The organism is Providencia rustigianii, from assembly GCF_900637755.1.
In the GTDB taxonomy this organism is placed as follows: domain Bacteria; phylum Pseudomonadota; class Gammaproteobacteria; order Enterobacterales; family Enterobacteriaceae; genus Providencia; species Providencia rustigianii.
Map to the genome: position 1 here is coordinate 404,048 of NZ_LR134396.1, position 14,570 is coordinate 418,617.

15 protein-coding genes are annotated in these 14,570 nt (G+C 40.9%); 10 read left to right on the forward strand and 5 right to left on the reverse strand.

Annotated features, from left to right (window positions below; genetic code table 11):
* The first annotated feature begins 42 nt into the window (after nt 1–42).
* Nucleotides 43–2,310, forward strand: coding sequence for an arginine decarboxylase (gene adiA, locus EL244_RS01855; RefSeq protein ID WP_126458333.1), 2,268 nt, complete (start codon nt 43–45; stop codon nt 2,308–2,310).
* A 137-nt stretch (nt 2,311–2,447) separates the two neighbouring features.
* Nucleotides 2,448–3,611, forward strand: a complete 1,164-nt coding sequence (locus EL244_RS01860; RefSeq protein ID WP_172597492.1) for a tetratricopeptide repeat protein — start codon at nt 2,448–2,450, stop codon at nt 3,609–3,611.
* 87 nt (nt 3,612–3,698) lie between these two features.
* On the opposite strand, the gene EL244_RS01865 is transcribed toward EL244_RS01860, so the two are convergent.
* The 4 genes from EL244_RS01865 to EL244_RS01875 form a co-directional block, all read right to left on the reverse strand.
* Nucleotides 3,699–4,409, reverse strand: coding sequence for an Lnb N-terminal periplasmic domain-containing protein (locus EL244_RS01865; protein ID WP_126458339.1), 711 nt, complete (start codon nt 4,407–4,409; stop codon nt 3,699–3,701).
* Nucleotides 4,410–4,424: 15 nt separating this feature from the next.
* Entirely contained in the window at nt 4,425–4,562 is a 138-nt protein-coding gene (locus EL244_RS17970; protein WP_232004560.1) for a hypothetical protein, read from the reverse strand.
* Between the two features lie 143 nt (nt 4,563–4,705).
* Nucleotides 4,706–5,647 carry a peptidase gene (locus EL244_RS01870; protein ID WP_232004561.1) on the reverse strand — a complete coding sequence of 314 codons (942 nt, stop codon included), beginning with the start codon at nt 5,645–5,647 and terminating at the stop codon, nt 4,706–4,708.
* A gap of 441 nt (nt 5,648–6,088) precedes the next feature.
* Nucleotides 6,089–8,023: an ABC transporter ATP-binding protein gene (locus tag EL244_RS01875; RefSeq protein WP_126458342.1), complete on the reverse strand. Its 1,935-nt coding sequence runs from the start codon at nt 8,021–8,023 to the stop codon at nt 6,089–6,091.
* Nucleotides 8,024–8,174: 151 nt separating this feature from the next.
* Here EL244_RS01875 and kefG point away from each other — a divergent pair, with 151 nt between their 5' ends.
* From kefG to slyD, 4 genes are all read left to right on the forward strand, one after another.
* Entirely contained in the window at nt 8,175–8,735 is a 561-nt protein-coding gene (gene kefG, locus EL244_RS01880) for a glutathione-regulated potassium-efflux system ancillary protein KefG (protein WP_112835999.1), read from the forward strand.
* Nucleotides 8,728–10,536, forward strand: coding sequence for a glutathione-regulated potassium-efflux system protein KefB (gene kefB, locus EL244_RS01885; protein WP_115163894.1), 1,809 nt, complete (start codon nt 8,728–8,730; stop codon nt 10,534–10,536). Before kefG ends, kefB begins: the two co-directional genes overlap by 8 nt.
* Nucleotides 10,537–10,546: 10 nt before the next feature.
* On the forward strand, nt 10,547–10,750 hold the full coding sequence (locus EL244_RS01890; protein ID WP_006813703.1) for a YheV family putative zinc ribbon protein: 204 nt from the start codon (nt 10,547–10,549) through the stop codon (nt 10,748–10,750).
* A gap of 86 nt (nt 10,751–10,836) precedes the next feature.
* Entirely contained in the window at nt 10,837–11,442 is a 606-nt protein-coding gene (slyD, locus tag EL244_RS01895) for a peptidylprolyl isomerase (protein WP_006813702.1), read from the forward strand.
* 59 nt (nt 11,443–11,501) lie between these two features.
* Here the strand turns inward: slyD and EL244_RS01900 are convergent, their stop codons facing one another.
* Nucleotides 11,502–11,723, reverse strand: coding sequence for a SlyX family protein (locus EL244_RS01900; protein WP_006813701.1), 222 nt, complete (start codon nt 11,721–11,723; stop codon nt 11,502–11,504).
* A gap of 234 nt (nt 11,724–11,957) precedes the next feature.
* Between EL244_RS01900 and fkpA the strand changes: the two genes are divergently transcribed.
* The 4 genes from fkpA (at nt 11,958) to tusC (ending at nt 14,533) form a co-directional block, all read left to right on the forward strand.
* Nucleotides 11,958–12,701: an FKBP-type peptidyl-prolyl cis-trans isomerase gene (gene fkpA / locus EL244_RS01905; protein WP_006813700.1), complete on the forward strand. Its 744-nt coding sequence runs from the start codon at nt 11,958–11,960 to the stop codon at nt 12,699–12,701.
* 341 nt (nt 12,702–13,042) lie between these two features.
* Nucleotides 13,043–13,747, forward strand: coding sequence for a helix-turn-helix transcriptional regulator (locus EL244_RS01910; protein WP_006813699.1), 705 nt, complete (start codon nt 13,043–13,045; stop codon nt 13,745–13,747).
* Nucleotides 13,744–14,148, forward strand: coding sequence for a sulfurtransferase complex subunit TusD (gene tusD, locus EL244_RS01915; RefSeq protein ID WP_006813698.1), 405 nt, complete (start codon nt 13,744–13,746; stop codon nt 14,146–14,148). The genes EL244_RS01910 and tusD overlap by 4 nt, the downstream gene beginning before the upstream one ends.
* A gap of 25 nt (nt 14,149–14,173) precedes the next feature.
* The gene (gene tusC / locus EL244_RS01920) at nt 14,174–14,533 is read left to right on the forward strand and encodes a sulfurtransferase complex subunit TusC (protein ID WP_006813697.1); all 360 of its coding nucleotides are present in this window, start codon (nt 14,174–14,176) and stop codon (nt 14,531–14,533) included.
* Nucleotides 14,534–14,570 lie beyond the last annotated feature (37 nt).

Below are 14,570 nucleotides of genomic sequence, written 5' to 3' on the forward strand. Positions count from 1 at the left end.
GAGTAATGGTTTTTTTATTTACTATTTGAAAGGGTATTATTGATGAGAGCGCTCATTGTTTATACTGAGTTAACTGATGAAGATTCCGTAATTAGCCATGCAGTCGCTAGGCTTGCAAGTGAATTAAACGATGAGCATGTGGAAACGGTCATTATTCGTGATTTTGAAGATGGTTTGGCATATATTCGCTCAAACTCCAGTATTGATTGCCTGCTCTATGGACGGGATATGTCCGATAAAGAAGAGCAGGCGCAAGCCCATCGGCTAATCACGCAATTGCATCGTCGCCAAGAGGATGTCCCCGTTTTCCTATTAAGTGATCGTGAAGAAGCCCTTGTCGCCTTTGATAGAAAAATGATGGAGCAAGTGGATGAATTTGCGTGGATCCTTGAAGATTCTGCTGACTTTATCGCAGGGCGAGTACTTGCTGCGATAATCCGCTACCGAGCTCAATTACTACCTCCTCTGATGAAAAGCCTGATTAAATACAGTGATGTGCATGAACATTCATGGGCCGCACCGGGACATCAAGGGGGCGTGGGTTTTACTAAGACGCCTGCGGGGCGTATCTATCATGATTTCTTTGGTGAAAATCTGTTTCGTACCGACATCGGTATCGAACGAGTCGCAGTAGGTTCGCTTTTGGATCACACTGGCGCATTTGGTGAGTGCGAGAAAAATGCTGCGCGTATTTTTGGTGCCGACCAGTCCTATTCTGTGGTGGTAGGAACCTCTGGCTCGAACCGAACCATTATGCAGGCGTGTATGACCGATGATGATGTGGTGGTGATTGACCGTAATTGCCATAAATCTATCGAGCAAGGATTGATTTTAACAGGGGCAAAACCTGTTTATATGGTCCCAAGTCGTAACCGTTATGGGATCATCGGCCCAATTTACCCAACTGAAATGTCTCCAGAGGCGATTCAAAGAAAAGTGGCAAGTAACCCATTAACAAAAGATAAAGTAGGCAAAAAACCTGCTTATAGTGTAGTGACCAACTGTACCTATGATGGGGTGTGCTACAACGCGCGTAAGGTTCAAGATTTACTGGATAAATCCCTCGATCGTATTCATTTTGATGAAGCTTGGTATGGCTACGCACGTTTTAACCCTATTTATCGTGACCATTTTGCGATGCGTGATGAGGAACGAAAAGCAGATGACCCGACTATCTTTGCTACTCACTCAACACATAAATTACTTAATGCCCTCTCCCAAGCCTCATTTATTCACATCAGAAATGGGCGTAATGCCATAGATTTTAATCGCTTTAATCAGGCTTATCATATGCATGCGACCACATCGCCGTTATATGCGATTTGTGCATCAAATGATATTGCTGCCGATATGATGGACGGTAACAGTGGTCGCTCTTTAACCGATGAAGTGATCCGCGAAGCCATCGACTTCCGCCAATCTTTGGGGTATCTGTATAAAGAATTCCAAAATGATGGCGAGTGGTTTTTCAAACCGTGGAATCAGGAGACAGTAAAAGACCCTGCAACAGGCGAAGTTTATCCCTTTGAATTTGCGCCGGTTCCTCTGCTGATGAAAGAACAGAGTTGCTGGGTGATGAATCCTGAAGATACATGGCATGGTTTCAAAAATATTCCTGCTAATTGGGCGATGCTAGATCCGATTAAAGTGAGTATTTTGGCACCAGGCATGGGAGATGATGGCAAATTACAAGATTCAGGCGTTCCTGCTGCATTGGTGACGGCGTGGCTAAATCATTATGGTATCGTCCCAACAAGAACGACAGATTTTCAAATCATGTTCCTGTTTTCTATGGGAATAACCAAAGGTAAATGGGGGACGCTGGTGAATGCGCTACTCTCCTTTAAACGCCATTACGACACCAATACGCAATTGAAGAAAGTGTTACCGGAAGTGGTGGAGGTTGCTCCTGAGATTTATGGAGATATGGGACTTCGTGATCTTGGGGATAAAATGTTTGCCTATTTACAGCGCAATAATCCGGGAAGCCAGTTGAACCAAGCCTACTCTGAATTACCGCAAGTGATGATGAGCCCACGAGATGCCTACCAAGAGATTGTCGCTAACCGCGTGGAAGCGGTTCCTCTCGATAAGTTAGCGGGACGTATCGCGGCTAACTCGATTATTCCTTACCCACCGGGTATTCCTATGTTGTTATCGGGTGAAAGTTTTGGGGAAACCCATAGTCCTCACATTGGTTATTTACGTAGTTTGCAGGCATGGGATAGCGAGTTCCCAGGTTTTGAGCATGAAACCGAAGGCACAGAAAAAATTGATGGGAAATATCATGTGATGTGCGTGAAAGTGTGAGCCTGTGCCCTATAACTGGATGGCTTATAGATGTTAGGTTTATAGACAGTGAATTTATAGATTAAGTATTGATAAATGGCGGGATGCCGAAAAATCATTCTAGGCAATAGATGCCATTTATTATCAAGGAGATGAAAATGGTAAAACGGATCTTAATAGTGTTTCTATTGTCGGTGTGTTTTTCGGCATTTGCTGAGCCTTCCTTTGATGAAGTGATGATCAAAGCCAAGCAAGGTGATGCAGAGTCTCAATTTATCCTTGCTGAAAAATACCGCGTAGGTGACGAAGTTGAAAGGAGCCTCGATAAGTCTATCGAGTGGCATAAAAAAGCAGTAAAAAATGGCAACAATTACAGTGATTATCTTTTAGGGATTATCTATCTCACCTCTGACCTAAAACACCGTGACCTCACCAAATCTATTGCGCATTTGAAAGCCGCTAATATCAAATCTCCCCAACTTGCCGATCAGTGGTTAAAGTGGTTTTCCATCTATGACCTTAAAGCTGGAGAAGACCTTACCTTATCTAAAGCAGACTATGAAAAAGCAGCTGAGAAAGGGGACCAACAAGCCTTGTTTTTACTCGGTGTCATGAGCTATTTGAGTATTGAGGGTAAGCAGGATATTGATAAGTCGATAAAATACTTTAGCCAGATGGATGAGACGGCATCCCCAAAAGTGGATCGTGCGCTGGGATATATGTATCTGGAAAAAGCCTCTGAGACGATGTTTAATGACCCAGACCGAGCTCAGTGGCAGATAAAGGCAAAAAACGCATTTATTAAAGCATCAGATAAAGGCGATGTATTATCCCAAACTGCTGTGGCAAATCTTTATTTACGTGATGAGTCAGGTGAGTCGATATCTATGGCATTCTCATTTGATAAGGGCGTCGAATGGTTAGAGAAAGCAGCCAATAATGGCTCTGTAGCTGCACAACTACGATTGGGGATGCTCTACTTTAATGGCGATAAACTTTCAGCAGATAAACAAAAAGCCAAATATTGGTTAGAAAAGGCAGCCTTACAGGGAGATCCAAATGCTCAGCAAGCGATGGGCGTGATTTACTTTTTAGGGCAGGGTGTTCCTGTAGATTATACTCAAGCCGCAAAATGGTATGAAAAAGCCGCAATACAAGGGGGGGATAACTCTATGGTTGCTCTTGGACGAATGTATACAGCAGGTCTAGGTGTTCCTAATGATCCCAAAAAAGCGAGTTTTCTATTCAATAAGGCCTGTGATATGGGGAATAGAGAAGGGTGCATGTTAGCGGGGCGTAATCGAGTAGGACAAGCTTATTAAATATTATTGGGTTACATAGTCCATATGTAACCTAAATTAAAATGGGAAAAGCGATATTTTATTATCAGAGTATGTTTAGTATGAACGTCAACTTCTTATTCTCTGAGAAAAATCACTCTCAATACTTTCAATAATAGGAACTATTTTATTATCTAAATCATATTTTTTATCGATAAATCCCAACTGAATACAATATTTAAACGCATATCCGCTAGCTAATAATTTCCAGTTAAATTTAAATTCTGGGTAAGTTTTCTTGGCAATTTTATAGATACTTGTTGTGCAGTTATTCCACATGGAATGATATCGTTCATCCGTATCTTTGAGCTCATTGACTTTATGCATATAGTTTAAAAATAACAACGTGACTAACTCGTGATCTAGGTTTAAAGGATAGATATAAACCTGCTCATTACGCAAATTGACTCTTGTACCAATCAAATCTTGTTCATCCGCCACGACATAAATAATGTCATAGTGATAGAAAAATCCTTTCCAAACAGAAAATTCTTGATGTGATTTTCGCCGTGTTTCAATGGAGAAAGAAACATATTCTCCATTGGCAAAACCAAAACTAAGAAAAACATGGGCGATCACTTTTCCTGTCCAATGGGACTGTACTAAATCCACACTGCGCAAATCGGAAAGATTGTAGCTCTTTGTATTCCAAATATATTTATTTTCATCTGAAAACTGAAAGGACCTAAAATTGTGGATCGTTATTTCAGCGGTATCACTGTTAAGCTCCATATGAGGTTTATAGCGATATTCCGTTCTCCAATCATCTTTTGGATTCATAGACTGACCGTAAAGTTACATTTTTAATAGTACAGACATCGCTCGGGAATAATCTAAAACAATCCCTGGAGTCCATGTCATGATACTTGCATGTTTTCTTAGCTGGGACATAACCCATAATTCAGGGCTAAATAGCAGCTTCAGGAGGAGCATAAATCCGCCACGCTTCTCAGTAAAGTAACCCTCGGTGCTTTTTATTAATGCAAGAGAGACCACAGTTGAGCAATTTCGGTTAGTGAGATTGTAAGTGGTATCTTTGCGATATTCATTCCAAAATTCGTCTAACTTTTCTTTGCTTACACCGTCGATTGGGATTGTGAAATTAGAGGGGGGGCAATTTTCATTTCGTCGTTATAACTGATTTGGAAAACGCCAGAATCGTTATTTTCTTCAGTCGATTTTAAAATTTTTAAGAATTGAGAGGTATCGCGTTCAATATCTTTTTCTGGGTAATGGCTAATATAAACCTCATCAAGTTCAAAGGCGACGTGGCCTGTACTGATCACCCCTAATGAATTGCGAGAGACAATGTAGCGTTGAATAAGTTTAAAAAAGAGTGGTAATTGCCCTGTGGTTGTCCAAACATGCAAAACCGCTTTTTCTCTATTTTTATTATTAGTCTCATTCTCTTCATTAGCCTCATTTTCATTTGATTTTAGGCTATCAATATCCGCTAATTGACTACTCGTAACGAAGTAATAAACAAAAAATGAATCAAGGGAATAAATTAAAATCAGAGTCCCAACATCCCAATATATTTGACGAGACGAGTAATCAAAGGACCATGGAATAAAATTCCACAGTCCTATCATGAATTCAAGAACGGAAACAGCGAACATCAGTTTCCAGCGTTTAAACTTAAGCACGACGCTGTTTGACATCTTCCAAACAGAGCTCACCATCAAATATAAGCCGGTAATAAAACCGGATAATACCGTTTCCCATGCATGAATTTTAGAAAATAAAACGACATAGACCATAAATAGTAAAACGAGTCCGCGGCTGATCCTTAGCCCTCTAGCCGCTCCAGTACAATAGGCTGCACAAAAAAATGAGCGGATAGCTTCTAATAAGATAGGAATACAGAGGAGAATAATAAATTCATAGGGATCGGCGAAAAAAGGTAATAAAAAAAAGCAAATGCCAATAAAAGCACCAAATAATGTTATTGTGAGAATAGCCCAAAAATATCGCTTAGCCGTTTCTCTTCCGTAAAGCATTGTTATTATATAGATCATAGAATACCAGCCATGAAATAATATCAAAATAAGAATAGTTAAATTCTCACTTGGATGATTTTTAATGTGTGCAATTATGAATATTATAAAGGCTTTCTTTCGATGGAAAAAATAGCTTATTTAAGCGATTATTTTTTAGAACGTAATATTATGAATAATAAAGAATGTTTTAATATTCTTTGATTTTTTATTTAGTTAAAAATACTCATTTATTGCTATCGAATGAAATATCAGACCAGCAATTATAATTAAGTGCTGTTAAACATATGTAAATTGATGGAAATATAAGATTTTTATTACTAATTAATATTTCATATCTAGATATCCCATTTTTACTTGTGTAATTTGACTTAAATTAGGTGTGTCATATGTATAGACAATAAAAAGCCCTAGTTAATAACTAGGGCTACATCTATCGATTTAAAAGCTTAAGCCGCGGAGCTAACCCGCTTCAAACTCACTGGTCATCGTTTCTAATTGCTCTTGCAGGTCCATCCACTCCATTTCAACATCCTCAAGTGCGGATTTTTGTTCTGTCTGTTTTTTCAAACAGTCAGTTAACTCTGCTTTTTTGTCTTGTTCGTAAATTGTAGGATCGGATAACTTTGCTTCTAACTCATTCAAAGACGTCGAATATTTTTCCATCTTTTTTTCCAACTCCGTAATTTTTTTACGGATAGGCTGGGTCAGTTGACGGAATTCGGCATCGCGACGTTTTTGGTCTTTTCTATCTTGTGCCGTCACGGTTGATGCGCTGGCTGGTTTGTCTTTTTCTAGCAGATCGCGAGTCTGTTGTAACTCGAGTTTGTTTTGCTCAGCTAGCCATTGTTGATAATCATCTAAATCACCATCAAATTGAGCCACCATACCGCCATGAACCAGATAAAATTCATCCGTTGTTGAGCGCAATAAATGCCTATCATGGGATACCACCACTAATGCCCCTTCAAAGTCCATTAGCGCATCAGTAAGTGCTTGACGCATATCTAAATCAAGGTGGTTAGTCGGTTCATCGAGTAACAGTAGGTTAGGGCGCTGCCATACCACTAAAGCTAAAACTAAGCGCGCTTTTTCACCGCCAGAAAAACGGCCCGTTGGATCCGTGACTTGGTCGCCTTTAAAGCCAAAACCGCCTAGATAATCACGCAGTTGTTGCTCGGTTTGGTCAGGTGCAAGGCGGGCGATATGCTGTAATGGCGATTCATCTGCATGCAAATATTCTAATTGATGCTGAGCGAAGTACCCAAGCTTGATGCCTTTTGAGAGCGAGATTTTCCCATGTAATGGAGGCAAATCACCCGCAAGCATCTTGATCAAGGTCGATTTACCTGCTCCGTTACGGCCTAGTAAGCCGATACGTGAACCGGGAACTAGGTTCAATTTTATGGATTCTAAAATCACTTTTTCGGCGTAACCTGCGCTGACTTTTTCCATTTTCAATAATGGGTTTGGTAAGCTTTCGGGTTTACGGAATGAAAAATGGAAGGGGTTATCTACATGTGCTGGAGAAACCATTTCCATTTTTTCGAGCATTTTAATCCGGCTTTGAGCTTGTTTTGCTTTAGTGGCTTGCGCTCTAAAACGATCAATATAACTTTGTAAGTGTGCGGCTCTAACTTGTTGGCTCTCATATAAAGCTTGTTGCTGTGAAAGCTTCATCGCGCGTTGTCCCTCGAACGATGAATAATTGCCGGTATACTCGAACATGGATTCTTGCTCAATATGCAGCACTTTGTCGATGATTGGGTCGAGGAAGTCCCTATCATGGGAAATCAAAATCAGGGTGCCAGAATAGCTTTTAAGCCATTTTTCCAACCAAATCACTGCATCTAAATCTAAGTGGTTCGTCGGCTCATCGAGCAGCAACAAATCTGAACGGCACAATAACGCTTGTGCAAGGTTCAAACGCATACGCCATCCACCGGAGAATGATTTTACTGGGGATTGTAGCTGGGCTTGGCTAAAACCTAAACCGTGGAGCAAGCTAGAGGCTCTTGAGCGGATCGTCCACGCATCGATAGCATCTAATTGACCGTGGATCACGGCAATCCCATGACCATCATTTTTTTCATTGGCGTGTTGTAGCTTACGCTCTAATTCACGGAACTCTCGGTCACCGTCAATCACATATTCAATACAAGGGATATCAAGGGCTGGAGTTTCTTGGTTTACCCACGCCATTGACCAATTACTTGGAAAGGTTGCTGATCCTGCCTCTGCTTGCAGTTCGCCCTTTAAGAGTGCCAGCAGTGTTGACTTCCCGCAGCCGTTTTTACCCACTAACCCAACTTTTTGTCCTGGGTTGATAGTCGCAGTTGCATTGTCCAACAGAACACGTACACCTCGGCGAATTTGTAATGAAGAGAAAACAATCATAGAAACCGTCTATTGAAAATATGTTAAATTATCGAGTTGGATATATTTGAGTAATAAAGTTATTACAGAAATATATTAAGCTTAAAGTACATTTTTGAGGCTGCATGGTAACGGAAAATTATCCGTCTGACACGCCTTTGAGGAGGGAAAGATGTCAAATACACCGAAAGTGCTCGTAGTCTATGCTCACCCATATCCAAATGAATCTGTTGCTAATCGTCAGTTACTGAATGCTATACGTGATTTTGAGCATGTTACGGTTCATGATTTATATGCGACCTACCCCGATTTTTTTATTGATATCACGGCTGAGCAAAAGCTTCTTTGTCAGCATGACATCATTGTATTTCAACATCCTCTTTACACTTATAGTTGTCCCGCTTTACTGAAAGAGTGGTTTGACCAAGTGCTAACTCGGCGATTTGCAACAGATCAGGGCTACCAAAAACTAAAAGGAAAATATTGGCGCTCGATTATTACTACCGGGGAACCGGCTACAGCTTACCAGCATGGTGGATACAACCGTTATCCATTATTAGAAATACTTCGTCCGTTTGAATTGACGGCATTGATGTGCGACATGCAGTGGTTATCGCCAAGTATTATTTATTCTGCTCGTCGGCTGGAGGGGGAACGACTACAGCAAATGATTGATGAATATAAACAATGGATGCAGCAACCCTTAAGTACCGGAGGAAATCCAAATGGATGAACTGAACCTTTTCGAGTCAGTGATCATATTTCTGTGCGCGGGTGTGGTTATGGTGCCGATTGCGCAAAAAATTCGTTTGGGAGCGGTGCTGGGGTATTTGCTAGCAGGCATCATGATTGGGCCCTTTGTATTCGGTTTTATTCACAATGTCGACGATATTCTGCATTTTTCCGAAATGGGTGTGGTTTTTCTAATGTTCCTGATTGGGTTGGAATTAAAGCCCTCTAAGCTTTGGGAACTTCGGCGATCAATTTTTGGCGTAGGCTCAGTGCAGGTTGTCGTCACTGCTGCGATTATGGCTGGGTTATTAATTCTTGCACAATTTTCATGGCAAGCGGCGGTTGTTGGTGGGCTCGGTATGGCAATGTCCTCCACGGCAATGGCATTGCAGTTAATGGATGAAAAGGGCATGTCTAAGCAAGAAAGTGGGCAGCTCGGTTTTTCTGTTTTACTTTTTCAAGATATGGCGGTTATTCCAATAATGGCGTTGATCCCACTCCTCGCAGGGGATACAGGGAGTAGCGACTGGTATAAAATTGGCTTGAAAGTTGTCGCTTTCGCTGGATTATGGATTGTCGGGCGTTATCTATTACGTCCATTATTCCGATTAGCGGCTAAGTCTGGTGTACATGAAATTTTCACAGCAGCTGCGTTACTGGTGGTTCTCGGATCAGCACTAGTGATGGAAAGCTTAGGTTTTTCAATGGCGCTCGGTACGTTTATGGCGGGGGTCATGCTAGCAGAAACGGAATTCCGCCATGAGCTAGAAATCAATATCGATCCATTTAAAGGGCTACTTTTGGGATTATTTTTTATCTCTGTAGGTATGTCTCTTAACCTACAAGTCCTATGGAGCTACCTGCCACAGGTCTTAATTGCCGTGGTTGCTTTGGTGGCTGTAAAAGCGTTGGTTTTATATGGGTTAGGTTTTGCAGCTCGTTTACGCAATGGTGCAAGGGCTCAATTTTCTGGGGTACTCAGTCAAGGTGGGGAATTTGCATTTGTGATTTACGCGACGGCATTTGGAGCGAGCGTTATCAACGAGGTGCAGATGGATTTACTGTTGGTTGTGGTGACATTATCTATGATGACAACCCCACTTGTGATGCAGCTGATAGATGCTTATTTGAACCGTCGCTATAATCAACAACCTTTTTCCACAGAAAAACCGTTTGTTGAGGATAATGATCCCCATGTTATTTTGGTTGGTTTTGGGCGAATGGGGCAGGTTGTTGGTCGCTTACTCATGGCGAATAAGGTAAAAATTACCGTATTAGAGCAAGATGTCACCGCAATTAGTACCATGCGCCGCTATGGTTACACCGTATATTATGGGGATGCTAGAGACCTTCAACTATTACGCTCAGCGGGAGCAGATAAAGCAAAATCGATTGTTATCACTAGCAATGTTCCAGAAGAAGTGATGGAAATAGTCCGAATTTGCCAAGAAAACTTCCCTAATTTACATATTATTGCTCGTGCTGAAGGGCGTTTAGAAGCTCACGAATTGCTGCATAGTGGTGTGACAGATTTTAGCCGTGAAACTTTTTCCAGTGCTTTAGAGATGGGAAGCAAAGCATTAGTCAGCACAGGAATGCATCCTCACCAAGCTTATCGAGCGAAACAGCATTTCCGTCGTCTAGATATGCGTATGCTAAGGGATGTCGTTCCTGAAAATGAAAATAGCGACAGTGGCCAAATATCACGTATTAAAGAAGCTCGCCGTGAATTAAACGAGCTTTTTGAAAAAGAGATGCAAAGAGAAAATCGCCAGCCTCATAGCTGGAATCGCGAACAGTGAAGGTAGAAAAATGGCGTCAACACGTAAACGCTTTATTGCGGGGGCTACTTGCCCTAAATGCCAGTCCCAAGATACTTTGATGATGTGGCGTGAAGATAAAATTGATGTAGTGGAATGTGTGAAGTGCGGCGATCAACAACGACAAGTTGAGGGTGATGCAACGGAGCATGTTAGAAAACAAGAAAAAGTAATCGGTATTTTTAATCCAGAGTAAGAGAATTTTGTCAATTCTCAATACAGCACACATGTTTTCCGGTACAATTGGCAAAAATTTTTCCCTTACGGGTCGTAGGAGATGTCATGAAAGTAGCAAAAGACTTGGTTGTGAGCTTAGCTTACCAAGTAAGAACAGAAGACGGTGTTTTAGTTGATGAGTCCCCAGCCAGTGCGCCAATGGACTACCTGCATGGTCGTGGTTCTTTAATTTCTGGTCTGGAAAAAGCATTAGAAGGCCGTGAAGTTGGTGAACATTTCGATGTTGAAGTCGCTTCAGACGATGCATATGGTCAGTATGATGACAACTTAGTTCAACGCGTACCAAAAGATGTATTTATGGGTGTTGATGAGTTAGAAGTGGGCATGCGTTTCTTAGCTGACACTGATATGGGTCCTGTTCCAGTTGAAATCACTGGAATCGAAGGCGATGAAGTTATCGTTGATGGTAACCACATGTTAGCGGGCCAAAACCTGAAATTTAACGTTGAAGTCATGGCTATCCGTGAAGCAACAGAAGAAGAAATCGCACATGGACATGTTCATGGTGCAGATGGTCACGACCACGACCATGACCACGAAGGTGGTTGTTGTGGCGGTGGCGGTCATAGCCATGGTTCTGAAGGCGGTTGCTGTGGCGGTGGCGAAGGTCACGGACACGGTCAAAAACAAGGCGGTTGCGGCTGCCACTAAGCCTTAACTGTTTGTAGAAAAGGAAAGCTTATGCTTTCCTTTTCTCGTTTTAGCCCACATTAGTAATGTGGTGGCGGAGTTTCTTCCTCTGGACGTGCGAGATGGGAAGATTGTGATGCTTTTAATCTCTCAGCGACAATTCGGAGATGCTCTTGCATTTTTGACAGTTGCATTTGTTGCTCTGTGATCACTTGGTTAAGTTGTTCAATCGTCAATTCTTGGAAAGCAACTTTACTTTCTAAAAGTTCCAACCGTTGTTCAAAAGTATCTGATGCATCCATTTTAGACTCTCCTTATGGGTTCTCATCATAAAAAAACATCATAATAACCGAACATTACAAATCAACAGATAAGTTTTACTTAAAGGTATAGGCGTTGAAACCTCTTTTTGTTAATGTGGTCTAAGATATTCTTATATTAATTGTGTTAACTGACAGCTTGTTTTTTAAATTAAAGGAACAGCTATCAATAAAAGTGAGTCTCAAAGACTCGAATAATAGCTATCGGAGATTAGGATGAAATCACTGTTTAAGGCAAGTCTATTAGCAACGACATTAGCGCTGACATTTGCGGCACCGCAAGTTATGGCAGCAGAAGCAAAAGCGCAAAGCAGCGCATTCAAAAATGCAGAAGAGCGTAATGCTTACGCACTAGGTGCCTCTTTAGGCCGCTACATGCAGAATTCTTTAGATGAGCAAAAAACCATTGGTATCAATCTGGATAAAGCTCAACTACTTGCCGGTGTTCAAGATGCATTCAACGGTAAAAGCAAAATGACAGATGCTGAAGTTGAAGAAACTTTACGTCAATTTGAAGGTCAAGTAAAAGCAGCTGCTGAGAAAAAAATTAAAGACGAAACTGTCGCTAATGAGAAAAAAGGTGCTGATTACCGTGCTGCATACGCTAAAGAAAAAGGCGTAGTAAAAACGAAATCAGGTCTGCTATATAAAATTGAAAAAGATGGTACAGGCGCAAAACCTAAAGAAGATGAAACTGTTGTTGTTCATTATAAAGGAACTTTAGTTGATGGTTCTGAATTCGATAGTTCATATGCACGTAATGAGCCACTGACAATTCCATTGAACTCAGTGATCAAAGGCTGGACTGAAGGTTTATCTAACCTGAAAAAAGGCGGAAAAATTCAGTTAGTGATCCCACCAGAATTAGCATACGGTGAGAATGGCGTTCCAGGTATCCCTGCAAACTCCACATTGGTCTTTGATGTTGAATTATTAGATATCAAACCAGCTGCAAAATAATTTTTCTCTCTGAGACAAAATTGATGAAACCCAGACTTGTTCTGGGTTTTTTTGTATTCAGTGGTCAATACGAGACGAAAAAAATAGTTTTGTATAAGCCTTGAGAGAAAATTTGTATTTAAAAATCTTAAATTGCATGAAACTTGTGATAAAACATACTCTCTTGCATTCATTCTCTTGACGGCAGCGCCTCGTAGTTTTAACTTCAATAGATTCGTTTTTATTTTTTATCATCATATACGTCAGCTATGAGCAATAAAATGAAGGCAAATTAGTCGAATAATGAATGCCTTGCTAGCCGACGTGATGAATTTTATACACTTTAGAAGGATGAAGTTGAAATGTCTGATGCATTACAATCCCATGATCTCAGTGATATCAATATCTTAGATAACCAACCTTTTACTGAGACAGACCATGAAATTTTAAAGTCTTATGAAGCTGCGGTTGATGGACTCGCTATGCTAATTGGTGAGCATTGTGAAATTGTTCTTCACTCTTTGGAAGACCTAAAATGTTCAGCGGTGAGAATAGCAAATGGTCAGCATACTGGTCGTAAAATTGGCTCACCAATTACTGACCTCGCGTTAAGAATGCTACACGATATGGCTGATGCGGAATCCAATGTATCAAAAGCTTACTTTACTAAGGCAAAAAGTGGCGATTTAATGAAATCGGTCACTATTGCGATTCGTAATCGTAAGCAGCGTGTCATTGGTTTATTGTGCATCAATATGAACTTAGATGTTCCTTTCTCTGAGATTATCAAAAGCTTTGTGCCAGAAGAAAAACAAGAGATTACATCTGATGTTAACTTTGCATCGTCTGTTGATGATCTTGTTGCACAAACTTTGGAATACACCATTGAAGAAGTGAGTAATGATCGCAACGTATCGAATAACGCGAAGAACAAGCAAGTTGTACTCAACCTTTATGAAAAAGGTATTTTCGATATTAAAGATGCGATTAACCAAGTTGCAGATCGCCTAAACATCTCTAAGCACACCGTTTATTTATATATCCGCCAATTTAAGAGTGGTGAATGAGTAAGCCAAACCCATTAACTTACTGCTTATTAGTCACTGGACCTGCTTATGGCACTTCGCAAGCTGCGAGTGCCTACCAGTTTGCCAAAGCTCTACTGAAAGCGGGGCATATTTTGAAAACCCTATTTTTTTATCAAGATGGGGTTCTCAACGGTAACGTGCTTACCTCACCGGCTACGGATGAATTCGATTTAGTCAATGCATGGCGGAAGTTAGCACAAGAATCTGGCTGTGAAATGCATATCTGTGTCGCCGCAGGATTACGTCGTGGAATTATTGATAAAGAGCAAGCAGCCTCATTATCATTACCTACACATAATTTATCGGACGGTTTCATCATGAGTGGTTTAGGCAGTCTTGCTGAAGCTATGTTAACAACTGACCGCACTATCCAGTTTTAAGCTGCGATTTTATTGAAGGTATCTCGTGAAAAAAATTGCCTTTGTTTTTACCACCATACCTCATGGAAGTGCCAGTGGGCGAGAAGGGCTAGATGCATTGTTAGCAACATCTGCATTGAGTGATGATATCAGTGTTTTCTTTATTTCTGATGGTGTTTGCCAGCTACTCGGATATCAACAACCTAAAGAAATTCTGGCGCGCGACTATATCTCGACATTTAAAATTTTGCCTCTATATGACATCGAAAATATTTACATATGTATGGACTCATTACAGGAAAGAGGCATTAGCCAACAAAATGAATGGGTTGTTCCTCCGGAGTTTTTAACGGCGCAGCAAATCAAAGAAAAATTGTCATCTTGCGATGTCGTGCTTAAATTTTAAGCTTGCGCTCAAATTTTGATCTGTAGTAGGATCCCGT

Excerpts from the sequence above, each read along its gene's own strand:
- adiA (WP_126458333.1), top strand. The coding sequence starts at position 43 with ATGAGAGCGCTCATTGTTTATACTGAGTTAACTGATGAAGATTCCGTA.
- EL244_RS01860 (WP_172597492.1), top strand. The coding sequence starts at position 2,448 with ATGGTAAAACGGATCTTAATAGTGTTTCTATTGTCGGTGTGTTTTTCG.
- EL244_RS01865 (WP_126458339.1), bottom strand. The coding sequence starts at position 4,409 with ATGAATCCAAAAGATGATTGGAGAACGGAATATCGCTATAAACCTCAT.
- EL244_RS17970 (WP_232004560.1), bottom strand. The coding sequence starts at position 4,562 with ATGCTCCTCCTGAAGCTGCTATTTAGCCCTGAATTATGGGTTATGTCC.
- EL244_RS01870 (WP_232004561.1), bottom strand. The coding sequence starts at position 5,647 with ATGATCTATATAATAACAATGCTTTACGGAAGAGAAACGGCTAAGCGA.
- EL244_RS01875 (WP_126458342.1), bottom strand. The coding sequence starts at position 8,023 with ATGATTGTTTTCTCTTCATTACAAATTCGCCGAGGTGTACGTGTTCTG.
- kefG (WP_112835999.1), top strand. The coding sequence starts at position 8,175 with ATGTCAAATACACCGAAAGTGCTCGTAGTCTATGCTCACCCATATCCA.
- kefB (WP_115163894.1), top strand. The coding sequence starts at position 8,728 with ATGGATGAACTGAACCTTTTCGAGTCAGTGATCATATTTCTGTGCGCG.
- EL244_RS01890 (WP_006813703.1), top strand. The coding sequence starts at position 10,547 with ATGGCGTCAACACGTAAACGCTTTATTGCGGGGGCTACTTGCCCTAAA.
- slyD (WP_006813702.1), top strand. The coding sequence starts at position 10,837 with ATGAAAGTAGCAAAAGACTTGGTTGTGAGCTTAGCTTACCAAGTAAGA.
- EL244_RS01900 (WP_006813701.1), bottom strand. The coding sequence starts at position 11,723 with ATGGATGCATCAGATACTTTTGAACAACGGTTGGAACTTTTAGAAAGT.
- fkpA (WP_006813700.1), top strand. The coding sequence starts at position 11,958 with ATGAAATCACTGTTTAAGGCAAGTCTATTAGCAACGACATTAGCGCTG.
- EL244_RS01910 (WP_006813699.1), top strand. The coding sequence starts at position 13,043 with ATGTCTGATGCATTACAATCCCATGATCTCAGTGATATCAATATCTTA.
- tusD (WP_006813698.1), top strand. The coding sequence starts at position 13,744 with ATGAGTAAGCCAAACCCATTAACTTACTGCTTATTAGTCACTGGACCT.